The sequence below is a fragment of the Sulfidibacter corallicola genome, assembly GCF_017498545.1.
Lineage (GTDB): Bacteria > Acidobacteriota > Holophagae > Acanthopleuribacterales > Acanthopleuribacteraceae > Sulfidibacter > Sulfidibacter corallicola.
This window is the reverse complement of record NZ_CP071793.1, coordinates 4,353,121-4,371,268: the sequence shown is the minus strand read 5'-3', so window position 1 is coordinate 4,371,268 and position 18,148 is coordinate 4,353,121. Positions and strand designations below refer to the sequence as shown.

Here is an 18,148-nt window from a genome sequence, read left to right as displayed (position 1 = left end):
ATCGTCTTTGAATTTTCCTGGTGAAAAAAGCGATTCGGGGCGCCGGTCCCACGCCCCTTCTCCCCTGCGGGCGCTTCAGGGGGCGCCTAATACTTTGACCGCTTTGAACGTAAGATCCTCATTCTCCACCATGGCCTTGCAAAAGACAAGAAAATCCTGGTACTGCTCGGGCTGGATGAATTGGCTGCCCAGATGGTAGGTTCGCGACACTTTCAGCTCGCGTTCGTTGACTCGTTCCACCTGCAGCGCGTAGTCGCCAAACGGCGCTTTGCGCTCGAATTTCAGCGGTTCGTTCTGCCACTCCATGCCCTCGGGCAGCGTCAGGACGAGGCTGGACACGTTGTAGTGCGGCTGGGCGATGAAGATCGGTGTCTGGCGGCTGGGCAACTGCCCGTAGCGCTCCAGCAAGGGGGTCTTGGGTAGCAGGAAGGGCACTTCCAGGCCGCCTTCCACCTGCTTGGCCAGGTGGTCGTGGCTGAAGGCGTTGGTGATTTCGAACTCGCCGCGCGGCAGGTCCTCGGTGGGCCCGGCCTTGGAGACCACCGCACCCGGGTAGTTCTGGTTGATGCCCGCTTCCACCCGCTGCATGGTTTCGGGCTTGTTCAGCGAGGCCCAACTCTCGACCAACTGAGCGGCCGTCATCCCGAAGAACCGTTCCGCACCGGTGGCTTCCACCGAGCCGTCGGGGTTCAGGGTGAAGCGGTATTCCGATTCGACGCGCTCGCTGTCGTCGGGGTAGCCGGGAATGGTCACGAACAGGGGGTCGCCGTTGGAGAGCAGGACGCCGCGACTGTCGCGGAAGGAAAACGGGACGTAGCCGAAGGGCAGGTTCTTCTGGTTGGCATCGACCCACAGCGTCTCGTCACCGAACTGCAGTCGCAACAGCGCGTAGGACAGGCTGGGCAACGGCGTGTCGAACGTGTAGTGCCGCATGCGTTCGGGGCTGCACAGGATGATGTCGCAGGGAATGCCGAGGCTGCGGTAGACCGAGGCCAGCAGAAGGGTCGGGTTGCCGGCCTTGCTTTCCCACACCAGGTTGACGTCGTTGTAGAAACGACCGTTGGGCTCGATGCGGTCGGTCACTTCCTCGTAGATGTGCTGCGCCAGCTCGCGGGGCTTCTTGTCCAGCGCACGCCAACTGTCCACCTGGGTTTCGAGGCGGTTCACCAGTCCCATCCGCAGGCGGACGGCGTGGTGGTAGAAGTCGCGGATTTCGCGCCAATCGGTGTTGTAGTAGAAGGAAGCCACCGGTTGCAGGTAGTTGGCGGGCGGCATGCCGGATTCCACGTGCAGCGGCGGCATGTCCTTGGTCAGCCAGCGCACGTACTTGAGCCCGTCCACGACCGTGATCTGGGGCTGGTCTTCCGGCATGTTCCGGGCCAGGAGCACCGGCTCCGGGTCCAGCTCCTCGGGATAGATCAGCACCAGCTCGCTGTGGTGGTAGATGCGGTCGATGCCCTGGAAGATAAAGGTCATGAAACCGTCCAGCCCGTCCTTGTCGTAATAGGCCGGTGGCAGGTACTCGATGTGTTCCTCGTCGATGAAATCGCCCACGCCGATGCCGCTGAGGCTGATGGTCGACTTGTGTTCGAAGCTCTCCGGGTAGAACACGCTGCCGTCCTGTTTGATGGTGCGCAGTTCCAGGATTTCCAGGTCCTCGCCGGGCAGGCGCACCTCGCTCTCCACGTCGACCCCGTCCTTGGTGAGCACGCGCGTCACGAGGTGCGTGTAGCGCATCTGCGAACCGTCGGGGAACAGGCGGACCATCAACTGATCCAGCAGCAGTTCCGAATCGGCGCCTTCCGATATGGGCTTGTTCTTGGCGTCGGCGATGATCTGGGTGCTGTCGACGCGAAACTCTTCGAAGGCGGTGCGGCCTTCCAGGTGGCTGAGCCGTTGGCGGAAGGTGGCGTTGGCGGGTTCGATCAGGAGGTAGTCGCGCAGCAGTTTCTGGGCGGCGTCCAGCTTGCCTTCGTAGCAATTGAGGTTGACCAGGTCGAGAATGGCCTCCTCGTGGAGCGAGTTGACCTCCAGGGTCTTTAGCAGCCACTCGCGCTGTTTGGCGGTGTTGCCGAGCTTTGCGTAGTCGCGGGAAATGGCGTAGGGATAGTAGTCGCGATCCTCGAAAATGGCCCAACGTTTCAGCAGGTCCTCGATGGCGGCCTCGTAGTTCTCGTTCATCTCGTGGAGTTCGGCCACGTAGCCTTCCCAAGGCAGCAGGTCGGCCAGGTTCTCCAAGATCTCGCGGGTCCGGTTGAGGTTGCCGTCGCGGTTGAACTCGCGCGCCAGGAGCTTTTGGGCCCAGCGGTGATTGGGGCCCAGGTCTTCCAGGTGACGCAACGAGGCCTGGCGGATGTCGAACAGGTTCTCCTTGGTGCTGAACACCATCAGCGATTCGATCGCTTCGCAATAGGCGGGGTTCTCCTTGACCACCAGGTCCATCAGGCCCAATGCGTCGCGGGTCTTGTTGGCGCGGTTCAGCAGCAGGGCCAGGGACAGTTTGGCCTCCAGGTTGGGAGCTTCCAACTGCGAGAGGGTGAACAGGATCTGGAAGGCCCGCGAAAGTTGGTCTTCCTGGGGCAGGAACTTCACCATCGACATGTAGACCGCACTCAGTTGGGTCCCGACCAGGACGCTTTGCGGATGCTTTTCGAACACCTTCTCCAGGAGGCTGACGGTCTGTTCGTCGTTCTTGTCCTTTTCCGCCAGGATGGCGCGAAGGAAGTCGGCCATTTCACTGCTGTCGCCTTCGAGTTCCGCGGCGAGACCGACCTGGATGTGTTCGACCTTGTCCCAACTACCCGCCAGGTCCGTTTGCGGCTTGCCCGGTTCGGGAAAGCTCGGTTGTTTGTCCGCGGTGACCTGCAGCGAGAACTGACCGTTGTTGCCACGGGTCTGGGTGGTCTTGATCACGACCTCGTAGCTCCCGGCCGGCAAACGGCGGCGGAGGTGGCGGATGTTGGAACCGTACTCCTCGAGCAGGGGAAAATGGGCCAACAGCTTGCCGTTGAGGTAGATCGACGCGTTGTGATAGGTGAACAGGCGGAACAGGACGTCTTGATCCGCGGGGTTGTCGAAGCGCGAGAAGGCGTAGAGTACCCCCCCGCCGGATACCGCGTTGGGCGGGACCACGACGCCGGTTCGGGTGTGGTAGTCGCGTGCATCTTTCCACCAGTCGGCTTTTTCGGCGGGCCAGGTGTGATCGAAGGCCGGAATCGGGTAGTGACCGAAGCGATTCGAGATCTTCCAATCGGTGATGAAGGCCGCTTCGCCGGCGATCTGGGCGAAGGGGGGGCGAGCTTTCTGGGCCCGCGAGGAAAACCGGCGCATGTTGGCGTAGTGGGCCATCAGCTCGGGATTGGTGACCACGTTCTCGTCGAACAGGGCGGCCGCTTCCGCGCCCCAGGTGGGCAGGCAATCGCGGTTTTCACTCATCCACTTGAGCACGAACTCGGAGGCGTTGCCGCCCGGGTTGGCACGCATCACCGAGAGTGCGGCGTCTTCGAGTTCCTGGGTGGGGCCATTGCCGGTAAAGCTGAGGAACCAACCGATGGAGGCCAGGGTCTCGCCCCGTTCCTTACCCGGCTTGAAGGCGCCACGGGCACCGGTCATGTCGTTCTTGTCGGCGAGCAAGTGCCAACCCCGTTCCACGTCGCCGTCGGCCTGGGCCCAGAGCGGCTGGGCCATGACCGTCAGGGTACACAGCGCGACGAGCAGGATGTCCCTGCCGTTCGGGATCCGGCGAAAGAAATTCATGCGATCGTTCATGGGATGTCTCCTTAGCGCGCGATAAATTGGATCGCCTGATCCAAGATGCGGTCGTGTTTTTTCATCAACTCGCGCAGTTCGGCGTAGTTGCTGGGCGGGACACGGGGGTTTTTGAAGGTGATTTCGTAGTCGATGCGCATTTGGTTGGTGCCGGTTCGATCGAATTGAATGTGGACCTTGAAGTCGTCGTTCTCTTCGGAAAGCGATTCGGGCGCGTCGGCCATTTCATAACCCTGGGGCAGCTCGATGTCCACCTGTACCTGACGCGTCTTGCGCGATCCGATTTCCAGGGGGAACTTGCGGTTGGCGTTGGGCGCGTAGCGCTGGACCAACCCGGAATTGAGGATGTTGAGCGGCAGTTTGAGGCCCTGGCCGTCGGTGGCCAGCAGTTGGTCGCTCTGACCGGTGAAGCGCAACTTGATCGGGTCGTTGAGGCGGGTACCCTCGCGCTCGGCGTTGATGACGTCGAGGCCCGGCATGATACCGGTCAGGATGTTCTGGAGGTTCTGGTTCAGCTTGGTCTCGATGCTCAGGTACTGGCGCACGTCCGGCGTCACCACGCCGGAGTAACGCAGCTCCCCTTCGATTTGGGCCTGGCCGTCCGGGGCCACGTTGAGGACCAGATGGTAGTCGGTGCGGGTGTTGTCCTGGCGCGGAATGCGCGTCAACTCGCCGTTGCCCTCGCGATCGACGATCAGCACCAGCGCGTCCTGATCCATTTCGGGTAGTTCGTCGATCCCGCTGAACTCGGCCGTGCCGTCGAGGAACAGGTTGAATTCGGGCACGTGGGCGATGGCGTGGTTGAAATAGGAGAGCATGGCCGGCGAGGGGTGGATGTCGCCTTTGTCGCTGGTGCGCACGATCACCACGTTGGCCTCGATCCCGGCTTCGCGCATCATCGCGATCATCAGGCTGGCCTTGTCCTTACAGTCTCCGAACTGGCGCGAGCAGACTTGGTTCACGCCGTAGGGCTTGTAGCCGTGGATGCCGAATTCCAGCGCCACGTAACGGGTGTTGGAGACCACGTATTCGTGGATGCGTTTGACGATTTCCAGGCGATCCGTGACGCCTTCGACCAGGTCGGCCACGATTTCCTTGCTCTCGTGATTCAGTTCCAACTGGTTTTTGATCAGCTCGGCGTACCACTTGGCCATGTCCTGCCAATCGGCGAAGGTCGAGACGCCGATATAGGGCAGGTAGGCCTGGAGGCCCGGCATCCGGCTCTCGGTTTCGTAGGGCGATACCTGGTCCTGAATCCAGCGATAGACGCGGTTGTTGCCCAGCTCCAGCACCTCGTGTTCCGGCTGCATCTTTTCGACGTGCGTGTAGATCTTGCGGTCCTTGGGTAGGATCAGGGTATAGGCGATGCGCTTGGAGGGATAGCCGTTGGAGAAGTACTGCAGGTCGCCGAAGTAATCGCCGAAGATGTTGGTGCTGTGGATGTCGTCCACGCGGTATTCGACGCGAACGCGATCGCCGACTTGAAGCGAGGGAAAGCGGATCTGGTAGGCGACCAGGTCGTAGTACATGCGGTACTGGGGATCGCTGATGCGGCTGCGTCCGGTCTTGGTGATCAGGATCGTCTGATCGCCGCGGATGATCTCGGCCTTCACGATTTCCGCTTTTTCGCGCAAGGGCGCGTAGCTGAACGAATAGCCGGTCAGTTCCTGGATGCCGCGCTCGCTCACGATCTCCCACTCCAACTGGTGGTAGAGCGACGACTGACCGCTGGGGGCGACCTTGCGCACCTTGTTGTCGAAGTTGATGACGACCGAGCTGACTTCCAGGGGATCCACATCCGGCGGTTCCTGCAGGAGGTAGGGTTTGTAAAACGCCTGGGCCTCGTCCTTGCTGAGGCGGATCAGGTTCTCGAGCCCCGGGTTCTGCGGGCGCAAAGCCAGTGCCTGCTCCAGGTAGGTGAGGGCGTCGGGTGCACCACCGCGCAGTTTCATTTCGCCCATGGCCTGCAGCAGATCGGGGTTCTGGGGGACTTGGTCGAGATAGTGATCCAGCAGTTGGTAGGCTTCCTCGTAACGTCGGTTCCCGGTCAGGAAGTCCGCGAAGGTGATGGCCGCGGTGACCGAGTAGGGGCCGTCGCGCAGGACATCGTGATAGAACCGCTCGAGGCCTTCCAAATCGCCGCGCTGTTTGAGCAGGCGGATCTTGGCGTTGGAGAACTTGCGGCTGCCGAAGCGGATGGCCAACACGCGGTCCACCATGGCTTCGCTTTCGGAGAGAAAGGACATTTCGTTGTAGAGATCGGCGAGGTCCATCATCAGCCAGGGCACGTCGGGGTACTTTTCCAAGAGTTCCAGCGTGCGGCGCAGGGCCAGGCCCTCCAGGCCCAGTGCCGAAAGCGCGTTGTTCTCCAGGACCGTGGCCGGCCAATAGTCGGGGAAGACCTTCAAGGCCTTCTGGGCGTATTGGCGGGCTTCCCAATAGCGATCCTGGCCGATGGCCACTTGGCCGAGCTGGGTCAGGGTCCAGGCCGCGGCGTAGGGGTCCGATGCGGGCTCGCCGAGCGAGGCCAGAAAGTCGCTGAGGTATTTCCAGCGCTCGTTGGGCTCTTCGGTCAATGACAACAGTTTTTCGACCAGGATCCGGCTGGGGGCTTCCGCGTAGGCCCGGCCGAACAGTTCGCGCAGATTGCCGTATTGGGGGTGCCGCGACTGTTCCTTGATCATCAGCACGCTCGCGAGGGCGTAGGGCGACACCGTCTTGGCCAGGTCGGCCAGGGCCGTTTCGCCGTTGCTTTGGATCTTGGGTTTGCGGCGGGGCGTGGACTTGCCGCGATCGGCCTGACATTCGAGCGGGTGGCCGTCCACGTCGGTCAGGCGCACGAAGAATCCCAGGTTCGGTTCCTCCGAGCCGGAAGCCACGAACAGGCTGAGCCGGTGCCAGCCGCGGCGCAGCTTCATGGTGACCACCGCCTGATCGGGCGAGGCGGTATCGTTTTCATAGGTGCTGTCGAATACCTGGGTGCGGTTGACCCAGGCGCGCGCCTTGGTCTGCCAACCCAGGCCCAAACGCACATGACCCTTTTTGGGCAGGTAGAACCAGGTGGTGGCCAGCACCCCGGCCAACTGGTTCGGGTACACGGCCTGGTTGGTGCTGAAGTAGCCGTAGTGGCCCAGGCCCTCGTGCCAGTAATCGTCGTCGCCGTAGGCGCGGCCTTCGATCCAGGAGACCGAGCGCTCCAAGCCCTTGGTTTCGGCGTCATCGATCAGTTCGTGTGGGGTGATGTCGGCCGAGGTGGCCAAGGGACCCAAAAGCTGCCACTCGTTCACGTAGCCCAATTCTTTGATCAGCTTCTCGATTTTTTCCGGCTGGCGCGTCTGGCGGTACTGTTGGGTCAAAAAATAGCCCATCTCGGCGCGCAATTCCTGGTGCTCGGTGTGTTCGTAGAGGTGGACCAGCGTTTCGGCCAGCTTGTCCTGGTCACCGGTTTCATGACCCATGAAGTAAAGTTCCTCGGCGAGCAGCAACGTTCGCAGGGGGTCGGCTTGGGGGGCCGCGCTCCGGGCCCGTTCGGCGAGCTCGGCCACGCGTTCGTCCGCGTAGTTGGCGGCGTATCCGGTCGTTGCCAAGCAACAGATCAGCAACAATCCAATCCAAACCGGTCGACTTTTCCCAAAAGCCGGAAAAGCGTGTAAAACGAGGTTCATGGGGGTCATGCCTCCGTCAGAAATCAATGGGATCCTCCTAGGTTGGCGCCTCGAGAAGCAAATATCGAGCCTTGTGTGCCTGAGCTGCGCGAAGTGTCGGGGTGGTCGGAACGCGCCTGAAATCGTTGGCATTCTCGAGGTGTGATCCGAAATGGCCGTCAAAGATACAATCGTAAAACGAAAGATAGCGGTTTCAAACGCTGGACCACTCTTGAACGCGAAAAAAGCGTTCGGCGATGGTCTTTGGAGAAGGGAATGTTCGTGCGGAAGGAGCGAGGTGGCGTGCGGCCACGGTCAGGTGTGGAACAGGCCGATCGGTCGCGACATTCCTGAGCCCGGGCACCCTGTCATATTGGCGCGGTGGTGCGATAGACAGACTTACCGGGTCGAGAACCCGTTGCCGTGGGGGTGATGAGGGGAGGGCGAACGCGGTTCTCGCGGGATTCGGTGTCGGGCCGGTGGTGGCATCAAGGTACTTCTCGGCATCGGGAACGCCCATCCTGAGTCGAAGCGGCGCGCGCGATCCAAGTGTGGCCATCATCCCTTGGCGGTCGGGGTGCGTGGCCGGCCTGAGACGAGTTCGACGTACAGGTTCGTTGCCCGGGCCATGGGCCGGATTGCCGGTGGCTGGTGTGCCGGTGATGGGGCATGCCAACCATTGGGTCTCAGGGCATTCATAAATCAAAGCGATTCACTTGGGTATTCCCGCATTCAGGGGAGAGGCGTCGGGCAGTAGGTTGGGCTGCCAGCCCGACACTTCGAAGCGACGTATTCGAGGAGTTCCCTCGCGTTGAAAAGGGATCCCATGCCAGGTAGGTACATCAGGGCCGGTAAGCCCGCCGGATGTACTTTTCCAAGCCACCAATGTCCGCAGTTCCCGCATTTGCGAGAGAGGCGTCGTCGCGGTAGGTTGGGCTGCCAGCCCGACACTTCGAAGCGACGTATTCTGAGGAGTTCCCTCGCGTTGAAAAGGGATCCCATGCCAGGTAGGTACATCAGGGCCGGTAAGCTCGCCGGATGTACTTTTCCAAGCCACCAATGCACGTAGTTCCCGCATTTGCGAGAGAGGCGTCGTCGCGGTAGGTTGGGCTGCCAGCCCGACACTTCGAAGCGACGTATTCTGAGGAGTTCCCTCGCGTTGAAAAGGGGTGTTATGTCCGGTGAGTTCATAACCGCCGGTACGGCAGGGGCGGTAAGCTCGCTGGAAGTACATTTTGAAGCGATCCAAACCAAGATACCCGCATGGCTTACTTTGATAAATCGGCCGGGCCGGCTTGCCACTCCTGCTGAATCTACCGGGTACGACGAACCCCTCGGCATTCGGGTGCTGCGAGCCGGTTTCGTTTCGGGGAGCCCGTACAGGCGTAGGAGACGTAATGCCTGTAGGTTGAGCAGGGATTAAAATCGCCATCGGGAGATCTATAGGCCCGACTTATTTGCTTCGCTCTTTTACTACTCGATGTTACGGAGCCAGAGTCGCTTCGAAAAGTCGGCCCAGCGGGCCAACCTACAGCGACGACACCTCTCAGGCTGCGGGAACTATGGAGGCAACGTACTTCGACATGGACGTGATACGGAGCGAGTGGCTTCGCTCATTGGCGTTTCGATCGCCCGTTGCCTGGGTCACTTCGAAAAGTCGGCCGAGCCGGCCAACCTACGACGACGAGGTCTCTCTCGGCATGCGGGAACTCCTCGTGTGGGTCGCTTCGAAATGTCCATCGGGCCGATGGACCTACCTGGCACGACGACGCTCTCGGTATGCGGGCACTCCTCGCATTGGTCACTTCGAAAAGTCGGCCGAGCCGGCCAACCTACAGCGACGAGGTCTCTCTCGGCATGCGGGAACTATGGAGGCAACGTACTTCGACATGGACGTGATACGGAGCGAGTGGCTTCGCTCATTGGTATTTCGATCGCCCGTTGCCTGGATCGCTTCGAAAAGTCGGCCCAGCGGGCCAACCTACCGCCGCGTCGACTCTCGAAGCATGCGGGCACTCCTCGCATGGCTTACTTCGATAAGTTCATCCGGCGGATGAACCTACCTGGCACGACGAACCTCTCGGCATGCGGGCACTCCAGGTGGATTTGTTTCGGAGAGGGAGCCGGGTTCACGGAACCGGTTGGGCGCGGGCGGGCTCCAGCTCGTCGGCGGTGGGCAGCACGCGAAGTCCGGCCGATTGGAAGGCCCGCACCAATTCGGGTACCTTTGCGTAGGGCAGGCGATGATAGTGGTCGGCCATGAGATGCCAGAGATCGGTCGGGTCGGCGCCTTCGGTCGTGGTCAGGCCCGCGAGGATGTTCGCGGCCAGGTCGTGGTCGTCGCCGTCGTGCAGCGTGCAGGGCTTGAACGAGCGGCGGTGAATCGCGGATGGGCCCAGACGCGCAATGGCCTCGCGGTGGGTTTTGGTCGCGTAGCCCTTGTGGTTGGCGAGGCCGTATCCCGGATAGGCGGCGGCCAGATGGCGAATCGCCGCGTCGCGCGTCACTTTCGCCACGATGCCCGCGGCGGCCACGGCGCCGGCACGGCTGTCGCCCTTGACCAAGGTGACCGCCCAGCGCAGCGTCGGCGGTTTCTGGTTGCCGTCGATCAGCAACGGAACCTCCGGGCGTCGGGCGCCGGCCACCAGTTCGAACCCGTGGAGGGTGGCGCGCAGGATGTTCATGTGATCGATCATGATGTTGCCGATCATGGCGACGCGCACCGATTCGGCGGCCTCGAGAATGCGCGGGTACAGGTCCTCGCGGGTGGCGGCGTCGATCTGTTTGGAATCGGCGAGTCTGGGGAACCAGGGCAGAGCGGCGCTGGTGCGCGGGTTCCAGGTGACGCGTGCGATGACCACGGGACCGGCAAGACAGCCGCGACCGGCTTCGTCGATGCCGGAGATCAGCGGTGCATCGGCGAATTGGCGGTCGTATTCGAATTGGGTCTCGAGCGTCACGGCGGGCTCCATGGGGTTGGGGCTTCGAACCAGGCGCCCATTATAGCGGAATCCCGCTTGCGGTTACGGGACCGAATGGAGGCACGGGGAATCATGCACGTGAAATCGCGGCCCCCGGTCGATCCTGTAGGGATGGCCCGGGACGGCGATCATGCGTCCTTGGCTTGGAGCAGGCCCACGGGGTTGCCCTCGGGATCCTCGACCAACGCGAATCGCAGGTCGCCGTATGCCATCGGCTCGATGCGGACCGCCGCACCCAACGATTTGGCCGATGCGAACGACGCGTCCAGATCATCGACCTCGACCCAGGCCACCACCTCGGCCTTGCCTTCGGGCTCTTCCCGGATCCCGGCGGTGAGGTCGCCGTTCGTCTCGATGTCTCGGTACATGAAGCCACCCACTTCCCGTTGGGTGATTTTCCAGTCGAAGAGTTCGCCGTAGAACGATTCCAGGGCGGCGCCATTCACGCCGGCGATCTCGATGTGCTTGAACTTGGCCATGCGGTCCTCGCTCATCCGATTTTTTGGGGAGACATCTATTTATATCAATCCGAGGCGGTTTTTGGGAGCCGTAAGGACTCCACTCCCAAAAACCGCGGACGGCTCAGCGGCGAAGTCGCTGGCGAAGCTGGGCCTCCGACTCTTCCTGCAGGCCCAGGCCGCTCACGCTCAGCGCGTTGAACCACAGGCCCTGGTTCAGGTTGCGTCGGCGCTGACCCTCCAGCCACAACAATTGCTCGTAGAGATCGCGCCAGTCCGCCGGCTTGGCCTTGGCCGTCAGTTCGCGCATGGCGCCTTCGAACTCCTGGAAAAACGGTTGGGGTGCAATGCCGCGCGCCAGCCAGGACAGTTCGCGGACCAGCGCCGTCAGGTGGTCCTTGAAGCGTGCGAACCCTTCCTTGTCGCGAACCAGGTCACCCAACAAATCGATCGCGTGGCCGTTGCCGCGCATAAGCTGCAGGTATTTGAGCGCGAGTTGGATGTCTTCGCGAAAGATCTGCCAGGCCTCGTCCTCGGTCTCCAACCGGCGGAAACTGATGCCGGCCAGGTTCTGGGCCTGTTGTTCGTCCTTGTCGAAGCGGTCCTTCAGTATGTGGACCTTGTCCGTATGTGTCAGGCTTTGGAAAGCCACTTTCTGGCAACGAGATTGGATCGTCGGCAGCAACGCCTTGAGATCGGCCGTGACCAGAATGAAATAGACGTAGGGGGGCGGTTCTTCCAGTGACTTCAGAAAGGCGTTGGCCGCTTCGTCACGCATGCGTTCCATGCCATCCATGACGATCATGCGCACCGGTCCCTCGAACGGGCGATAGTGGAGGTTTTCGGCGATTTCGCGAATCTGGTCGACCTTGATGTCCGCACCCTCGGGCTCGACCCATTTGAAATCCGGGTGGTTGCCGGACGCCATCTTGACGCAGTGCCGGCAGGTACCGCAACCGTCCCGGGTATCGCACATCATGGCCCGCGAAACCTCGAAAGCCAGCAATCCCTTGCCGATTCCGGCGGGCCCGTGGAAGCAGAGGCCGTGGTGGAGCTGGTCCCTGGTGACCATTTTCGCCAACATCGACTTGATGCGATCGTGGCCGTACACTTTTTCGAACATGGTTTCTGGCTCCTCGAATCACGGGGCGGGCGGACACCACGGCGGCGTTTCGGTACGCCTGCGAATCAAAGTCCGAAGTGGCGATCGACGGTCTCCCGAATGCGGCGAAACACTTCCTGGGGCGACCCGTCGGCGTCGATCACCGCGAAGCGTTCCGGCTGCATGCGTGCGAATTGCAGAAAGCTGTCGCGCACGGACTGGTGGAACAGAACGTCTTCGGCTTCCAGACGGCCTTCGCTGAGGCTGGCGCCCTCTTCTTCGTTGCGGCTCTTGGCGCGTGTCAGGCCGGTCCGCACATCCAGGTCCAGCAGCAGCGTCAGGTGGGGCTGCAGGCTGCCGGTGGCCATGTGGAACACGTGATTGAGGTCGTCGGCATCCAAGGCTCGGGCCGCGCCTTGATAGGCGAGGGTCGAGTCGTGGTAGCGATCGCAGACCACCCAGACCCCGCCGGCGAGGGCGGGGACGATCAGTTCTCCGTGGTGCTGTGCGCGATCGGCCAGGTAGAGCAGCGCTTCGCAGGTGGCGGTCATTTCCACGTGGTCCGCGTTGAGCAGCACCTTGCGGATCTCCGTCCCGATGCGCGTGCCGCCCGGCTCCTTGGTGCGCGTAACCCGCAAGCCCCGCTGGCCCAGGTATTCGGCGAGCATGGTGCTCTGGGTGCTCTTGCCGCAGCCCTCGATGCCCTCCAGGGTAATGAAGCGACCTGGCTGATCGAATGTGGGGATGGGATCGAATTCCGGTTGGGGGTTTCTCTGGTGGCTTGGCTGGGTCATCACGGGCGTTGGGGGCGTTTCGAAGGTGTTCATAGCGGGAGCATCTTAGCACGAGCGTGGGCGATTGGCTCTTGCAAATCGGGAGTGGTCGCGGCGTTCACGGTCGCGCCTTGTGGGTGGCATCGGACTCAGGTTCCGTTGCGGCCCTCTTCCGAGAGCATGTTCCATTCGGCCAGGATCTGCTTGGTGAAGACTTCGACGTTGCGCGAGCCGAAATCCTGCCACTTCTTGCGGATCGCCAGAACCACGAAATCGGGGGGTAGGTCGAACCCGTTCAACTTGTAAATCACGTGCTCGCGCCAGCCGCGACCCTCTTCTTGAAAGTTGACGAACATGGCTTCGGTCTCTTCGTCCAACAGACCCATGCCGTCCTGAATCAGGGCGATCACCATTAGCTTGAATTGCGGCGAGACCGGTTCGCCTCCGGGAAGGTTTTGCAATGAGGACTCCTTGGGGTGAATCGAGCCGACGCGGCTCACGCGTCGGCCAGGACATTATATATACCAAAACATAGGTGAAACCCAAGCGGGGAGCACGGAGAGGGGGCATCCCGCGAAATCCGGCGGGTGTTCGTCCCACCCGAGGCCGCGCGGCTTTAGCGCTTGACAGGCCTTGGGCCCGTCTCCATACTGGCCCTGGACATCAAGAGGGGAAGACGGTGCGAATCCGTCACGGTTCCCGCCACTGTAAGCGAGTAGGAGGTATTCCTCGTGGAAGGACTCACGCACTCGCAAGTCAGAGCACCTCGCGGTTCCGGCGTTCGGGATCTAACGCCGAGAACATGTCGAAACTTCTGCGAAGGTTCGCGATACCGCCGGAAAGAGCAGGAAGTTCCGTGGAATTCGGACGCTGCCCCGCAACCGTTTCCGCGGCGCGGCACCCGGGCGGACCGCCCGATCGCCGCACGCCGTGCAAAGCCGGGAACTGCCTACCGCGTGGAATCCAGAAATCTTTCGAGGGAGAGGATTGATGGAAAACCTGAAGCGCTTGAAGCGCATGTGTTTCGCAGGTCTCGTGGCCGGTTCCGCCTGGCTGTGGGCCCAAGAGGAGACCCAGATCATCGACGAGGAAGTCGTCGTCTACGGCTCGAAAACCGAAACCGTCTTGGCGGAAACCACGACCCACACGCTGGTCGTCACGAAAGAGGAAATCGAAGCGCATCAATGGAAAACGATCGCCGACGTCTTGGTCGGCCTGCCCGGTGTCAGCCTGGTGGCCAACGGCGGCGACGGCAAGCTCACCACCTTGTTTTTGCGCGGTGCCAAATCTGAGAATACCCTCGTTCTGATGAACGGAACCAAACTGAACGACCCCACCAACGTCGGCAAGGGCTTTGATTTCGCCCACCTCAGCACCTTCGGGATCGAACGCATCGAAGTGATTCTCGGTCCCCAGAATACCCTGTACGGAACCGACGCATCCGCCGGCGTCATCAACATCGTGACCGAGTCCGGCAATGGCCCGTTCCACGGTCAGGCCGGCATCGAGCTGTCCGACGAAGAGACGCAACGCTACCAAGTGGGGCTTCTGGGCGGCTCCGGCAATCTGAATTACGCCATCCACGGCGAACACTACGACTCCGATTCACTGTCCGCGCGCACCGATCAACCCCTGCCGCAACTGGAATTGGAAACGGATACCTACACGAGTACCTCGGTGATCGCCGAACTCGGGTATCGCTTCGACGAGGACCTGGACCTGTCGGTCAACCTCACCAGCACCAAAGGCGACAACGACATCGACACCTTCGACGGCGACGACCCCAACTACCGCTCCGAATACGTTCAATCGACCCTGAGCGCCCAGCTCAGCGGGTCCTTCTTCGGCGAGGACTGGCATCAGGTGGTCGCGCTCTCCTACATGGATGTCGCCCGCGAGCTCACCGACGAAGTGGACGAGGCCCACCCGGACAGCAGCAGCGTCAGCGACTTCGACGGCAACATCGCCTCCTTGGAGGTCCGCAATCGCTACCAGGCGAGTGAGGCGGTCGCGTTGTTCCTCGGCGTGATGCACGAGCGCGAGCAGGCCGACGGCGCTTCGCTGTTCAACAGCTCCTTCGGTACCTCCGAGACGGTCTTCGACGAGAGCACCGACACCAACAGCCTCTTCGCCCAGGTCCAATACTCCGCGCCCAGCGGCTTCTACGGCAACGCCGGCGCGCGCTACGACGACCACTCCGTCTTCGACGGCGAAACCACCTACAACCTCGGGGTGGGCTATCACTTCGAGGCGACGGGGACCCGTCTCCGCGCCGCCTACGGTACGGGCTTCAAGGCACCGTCTATCTACCAGCTCTACGTGCCGGCCTACGGCAACGCCAACCTGGAGGCCGAGACCAGCACCAGTTGGGAGGCGGGCTTCGTTCAGAACTTCGCCGAGGAGCGCGGTGAATTCGGCCTGTCGGTATTCGAGAACGAGTACGAGAACATGGTGGAATTCGTGTTCGACTCGGTCACCTTCCAAAGCAGCTACGAGAACCTCAGCGAGGCGGAATCGAGTGGCTGGGAACTGTGGTTGGGTTACCAGGTGGCGCGCTGGCAGGTGCGGCTCGGCTACGAGGACCTGGAGGCCGACGACACTTCTTCCGAGGAAGACATCCCGCTCGTGCGCCGTCACGACGACAAGGCCCACCTGCGGGTATCCGTCGCAGCGACCGCCAACCTGCGCCTTTCCGCCGATGTGCTGCGCTACGGCGAGGCCATCGATCGCGTGTTCGGTGTCGGGGATTTGGCCCTGGATGCCTACACCCTGGTCAACCTCAACCTGGGCTACCAGTTCGGCGAGCAGTGGGCCGTGCACCTTCGTGCCGACAACCTGTTCGACGAGGAATACACGCGGATCCTCAACTACGGAACCAACGGACGTCGCATCTTCGCGGGCGCCAATTTGAGGTTCTGAGAACGCGTTAACGGGAAATCGATGACTGCGAAATGGCGGCTCTGGGAGCCGCCATTTTTCGTTTTCGCGACATCGAAGCAACCCAGCTCGCAGTGCCCGGATGCAGTGAGGGGCGTAAAGCCTGTAGGTTGGCCCGCTGGGCCGACGAAACGAAGCAACCCAAGCAACGGCAGTGGATTGCACCAAAGAGCGAAGCAAAGAATCTCCCCCGAGACCCCAATCCGAAGCCGAAAAGCCCAAAGTCCCCGCATCGCGAGAGGGGCGTAAGGCCTGTAGGTGGAGCAGCTTGCCATACCGGCCGTGCTCCACCAATCGAAGCAACCCAAGCAACGAGAGCAACTAACGCCAAAGAGCGAAGCCAAATAACCGCCCCAGGCACCATCACCGAAACGATCCAGCCATGCAGTACCCGCCTCATGAAAGCCGCGAACCCAGTGAACAGGTACTCATTTCGGGAACGGAAAACGCGAAGCGACCTGGCAAATACCGAAATCGATCATCGAGAGATCTATCGGCACGACCTATCTGCTTCGCTTTCTTGCCATTCGACCTCGCGAAGCCCGGGTCGCTCCGGAGTGTCGGCCGAGCCGGTCAACCTACAGGCTTTACGCCGCTTACGCACGTGCGGGCTCTCCGAATCGGCTCGGTTTCAGACCTGAGAAGCGAGCACCATCGGCCGAAGCGTCAGCCGGCGACTTCCTCGGTCGTGGGCTGGGCCTCGCCGGCCGGCAGCGCTCCCTTGGGAATCACCATGGTGAAGGTACTGCCGCTGCCCACCTCGCTGGTCACGCTGACCCGCCCCTTGTGGGCTTGCACGATGTGCTTCACGATCGACAACCCGAGACCCGTGCCGCCCACGTCGCGGCTGCGCGCCTTGTCCACCCGATAAAAGCGTTCGAACAGCCTCGGCAGGTGGGATTCCGGGATGCCGCACCCCTGATCCTCCACGTCGATTTGAATCGAATCGCCGTTGTCGTACCCGCACACGTAGACACCCTCGTTCTCTTCGCTGTATTTGATGGCGTTGTCCACCAGGTTCACCACCGCCTGCTCGAGCAGGTTCGGGTTGAAATAGGCGATACAATCTTCGGGGCAGGTCAACGAGATGGGAATGTTCTTGTGGTGCTTTTCCCTGCAGGTTCGAATCGCCCCTTCCAGCACGGAGCGAATGGACTTGCGTTGGTACTCCAGGCCCACGCTTTCCGAGTGCTGCTCGATCTTGGAGAGACTCAACAGGTCTTCGATGATGCTGTTGAGTCGATCGGTCTGGCGTTGGATGATCTCCAGGAAACGGTAGGCGTCTTCGACGTTTTCCACCGCGCCATCCTGGAGGGTTTCGATGAACCCCTTGATCGCGGTGACCGGCGTGCGCAGCTCGTGGGACACGTTGGCCACGAACTCGCTCCGCACGTTCTCCAATCGTTTCAGGCGGGTCACGTTGTTGATGACGATGACGGCGCCCAGGACGTTGCCGGCCTCGTCGCGCAGGGGCGCCCCGTGTGATTCCAGGTACTTCGGCTCGGGCGTGTAGAGCGTGAATTCCGCCATGCCGGTCTGCTCGCCGGTAAGGATGCGCTCCGCGAATTGGTTCAGTCTCTGGTTGCGGATGCGCGAACTCACGCGCCGGCCGCGGCAGGCCTCCAAATCCAGATTGAACAGGTCCGCCGTCGCCTGGTTGATTTTGAGGATGCGACCCTCCGAATCGACGGCCAGCACGGCCTCGGTCATGCTCGAGAGGATCGCCTCCACCTCGGATCGCTGATGGGCGATGGTGCCGCTGCGCTCGTGGAGCTGGCTCAGCATGACGTTCATCGCATCGGCCAGTTCCTCCACCTCGAGCGCCTGGGACGAGGGATAGTCCGATTCCGCGCCATCCAGGAACATGCGCTCCGCATCGGACTTGAAGGCCTCGAACGGGCGACTGATGTTGCGCGAAATGAACAGGATGATCATGGCCGTGAGGAAGGCGGTCACCAGCCAGGCCATGCCGATCTTGACCTGGATCGAGCGCAGCGTGCTCTCGATGGCGGTGACCGAACGCGCCACCCGCACGACCACGCGCGAACCGTCCTTGAGCCGACTGACCTCGGCCACGAACAACATCTTGCGCTGCAGGGTGTCGCTGAACCGTCGCGAGACGGCTTCCTGACCCGCCAGCGCTTCGCGAATCTCCTCGCGATCCGAGTGGTTGTCCATACGGGCGATGTCGAAATCGGTATCGGCGACGACGAGACCGTCCTCGCGAATGATCGTAATGCGATGGGCCAATTGATGGCGCAACTGTTTGAAATCGCGATCCAGGTCGAGGAAGTTCTCCGTGGATTCGCGATCCGCCATCCGCGCGCTGACCAGAACCGCGCTGTTGCGCAGTTCCGCTTCGGTCTGGCGCATGTGGAACCGGTGAAATGACGTGGTGGCAAAAGAGGAGACCAGTAGCAAGGCTACGAGCGTGATGATCAAAAACGAAGAAAAGATCCGCCAAAGCAGCTTTCGTCTGCGCACG

9 protein-coding genes and 1 riboswitch are annotated in these 18,148 nt (G+C 61.6%); of the genes, 1 reads left to right on the top strand and 8 read right to left on the bottom strand.

The features are described 5' to 3' along the window. Positions 1 to 75: 75 nt before the first annotated feature. The 7 genes from J3U87_RS13125 to J3U87_RS13095 all read right to left on the bottom strand — a co-directional run bounded on the left by J3U87_RS13125 (position 76) and on the right by J3U87_RS13095 (position 13,187). Positions 76 to 3,768 (bottom strand): hypothetical protein, encoded by a 3,693-nt coding sequence (locus J3U87_RS13125; protein WP_237383499.1) that lies wholly within the window; start codon positions 3,766 to 3,768, stop codon positions 76 to 78. Positions 3,769 to 3,779: 11 nt separating this feature from the next. Continuing rightward, complete coding sequence (locus J3U87_RS13120; RefSeq protein ID WP_237383498.1) at positions 3,780 to 7,370, bottom strand: transglutaminase family protein; 3,591 nt, start codon at positions 7,368 to 7,370, stop codon at positions 3,780 to 3,782. A gap of 2,171 nt (positions 7,371 to 9,541) precedes the next feature. Beyond that, complete coding sequence (locus tag J3U87_RS13115) at positions 9,542 to 10,372, bottom strand: ribonuclease HII (RefSeq protein WP_237383497.1); 831 nt, start codon at positions 10,370 to 10,372, stop codon at positions 9,542 to 9,544. Between the two features lie 149 nt (positions 10,373 to 10,521). Beyond that, on the bottom strand, positions 10,522 to 10,872 hold the full coding sequence (locus tag J3U87_RS13110) for a VOC family protein (protein WP_237383496.1): 351 nt from the start codon (positions 10,870 to 10,872) through the stop codon (positions 10,522 to 10,524). A 103-nt stretch (positions 10,873 to 10,975) separates the two neighbouring features. Then, positions 10,976 to 11,974 (bottom strand): DNA polymerase III subunit delta', encoded by a 999-nt coding sequence (gene holB, locus J3U87_RS13105; RefSeq protein ID WP_237383495.1) that lies wholly within the window; start codon positions 11,972 to 11,974, stop codon positions 10,976 to 10,978. 65 nt (positions 11,975 to 12,039) lie between these two features. Continuing rightward, positions 12,040 to 12,780: a dTMP kinase gene (tmk, locus tag J3U87_RS13100; protein ID WP_237383494.1), complete on the bottom strand. Its 741-nt coding sequence runs from the start codon at positions 12,778 to 12,780 to the stop codon at positions 12,040 to 12,042. A 95-nt stretch (positions 12,781 to 12,875) separates the two neighbouring features. Then, positions 12,876 to 13,187 carry a hypothetical protein gene (locus tag J3U87_RS13095; RefSeq protein WP_237383493.1) on the bottom strand — a complete coding sequence of 104 codons (312 nt, stop codon included), beginning with the start codon at positions 13,185 to 13,187 and terminating at the stop codon, positions 12,876 to 12,878. Positions 13,188 to 13,348: 161 nt separating this feature from the next. After that, positions 13,349 to 13,514: riboswitch (cobalamin riboswitch) on the top strand. 202 nt (positions 13,515 to 13,716) lie between these two features. Here J3U87_RS13095 and J3U87_RS13090 point away from each other — a divergent pair. Further along, positions 13,717 to 15,645, top strand: a complete 1,929-nt coding sequence (locus J3U87_RS13090; protein ID WP_237383492.1) for a TonB-dependent receptor plug domain-containing protein — start codon at positions 13,717 to 13,719, stop codon at positions 15,643 to 15,645. A gap of 684 nt (positions 15,646 to 16,329) precedes the next feature. On the opposite strand, the gene J3U87_RS13085 is transcribed toward J3U87_RS13090, so the two are convergent. Continuing rightward, positions 16,330 to 18,147 carry a sensor histidine kinase gene (locus J3U87_RS13085; RefSeq protein ID WP_237383491.1) on the bottom strand — a complete coding sequence of 606 codons (1,818 nt, stop codon included), beginning with the start codon at positions 18,145 to 18,147 and terminating at the stop codon, positions 16,330 to 16,332. Position 18,148: the final 1 nt, after the last annotated feature.

What these genes read in the sequence shown, in the direction of transcription:
- tmk (WP_237383494.1), bottom strand. Translation starts at nt 12,780, where the DNA reads ATGAACACCTTCGAAACGCCCCCAACGCCCGTGATGACCCAGCCAAGC.
- J3U87_RS13090 (WP_237383492.1), top strand. Translation starts at nt 13,717, where the DNA reads ATGGAAAACCTGAAGCGCTTGAAGCGCATGTGTTTCGCAGGTCTCGTG.
- holB (WP_237383495.1), bottom strand. Translation starts at nt 11,974, where the DNA reads ATGTTCGAAAAAGTGTACGGCCACGATCGCATCAAGTCGATGTTGGCG.
- J3U87_RS13125 (WP_237383499.1), bottom strand. Translation starts at nt 3,768, where the DNA reads ATGAACGATCGCATGAATTTCTTTCGCCGGATCCCGAACGGCAGGGAC.
- J3U87_RS13110 (WP_237383496.1), bottom strand. Translation starts at nt 10,872, where the DNA reads ATGGCCAAGTTCAAGCACATCGAGATCGCCGGCGTGAATGGCGCCGCC.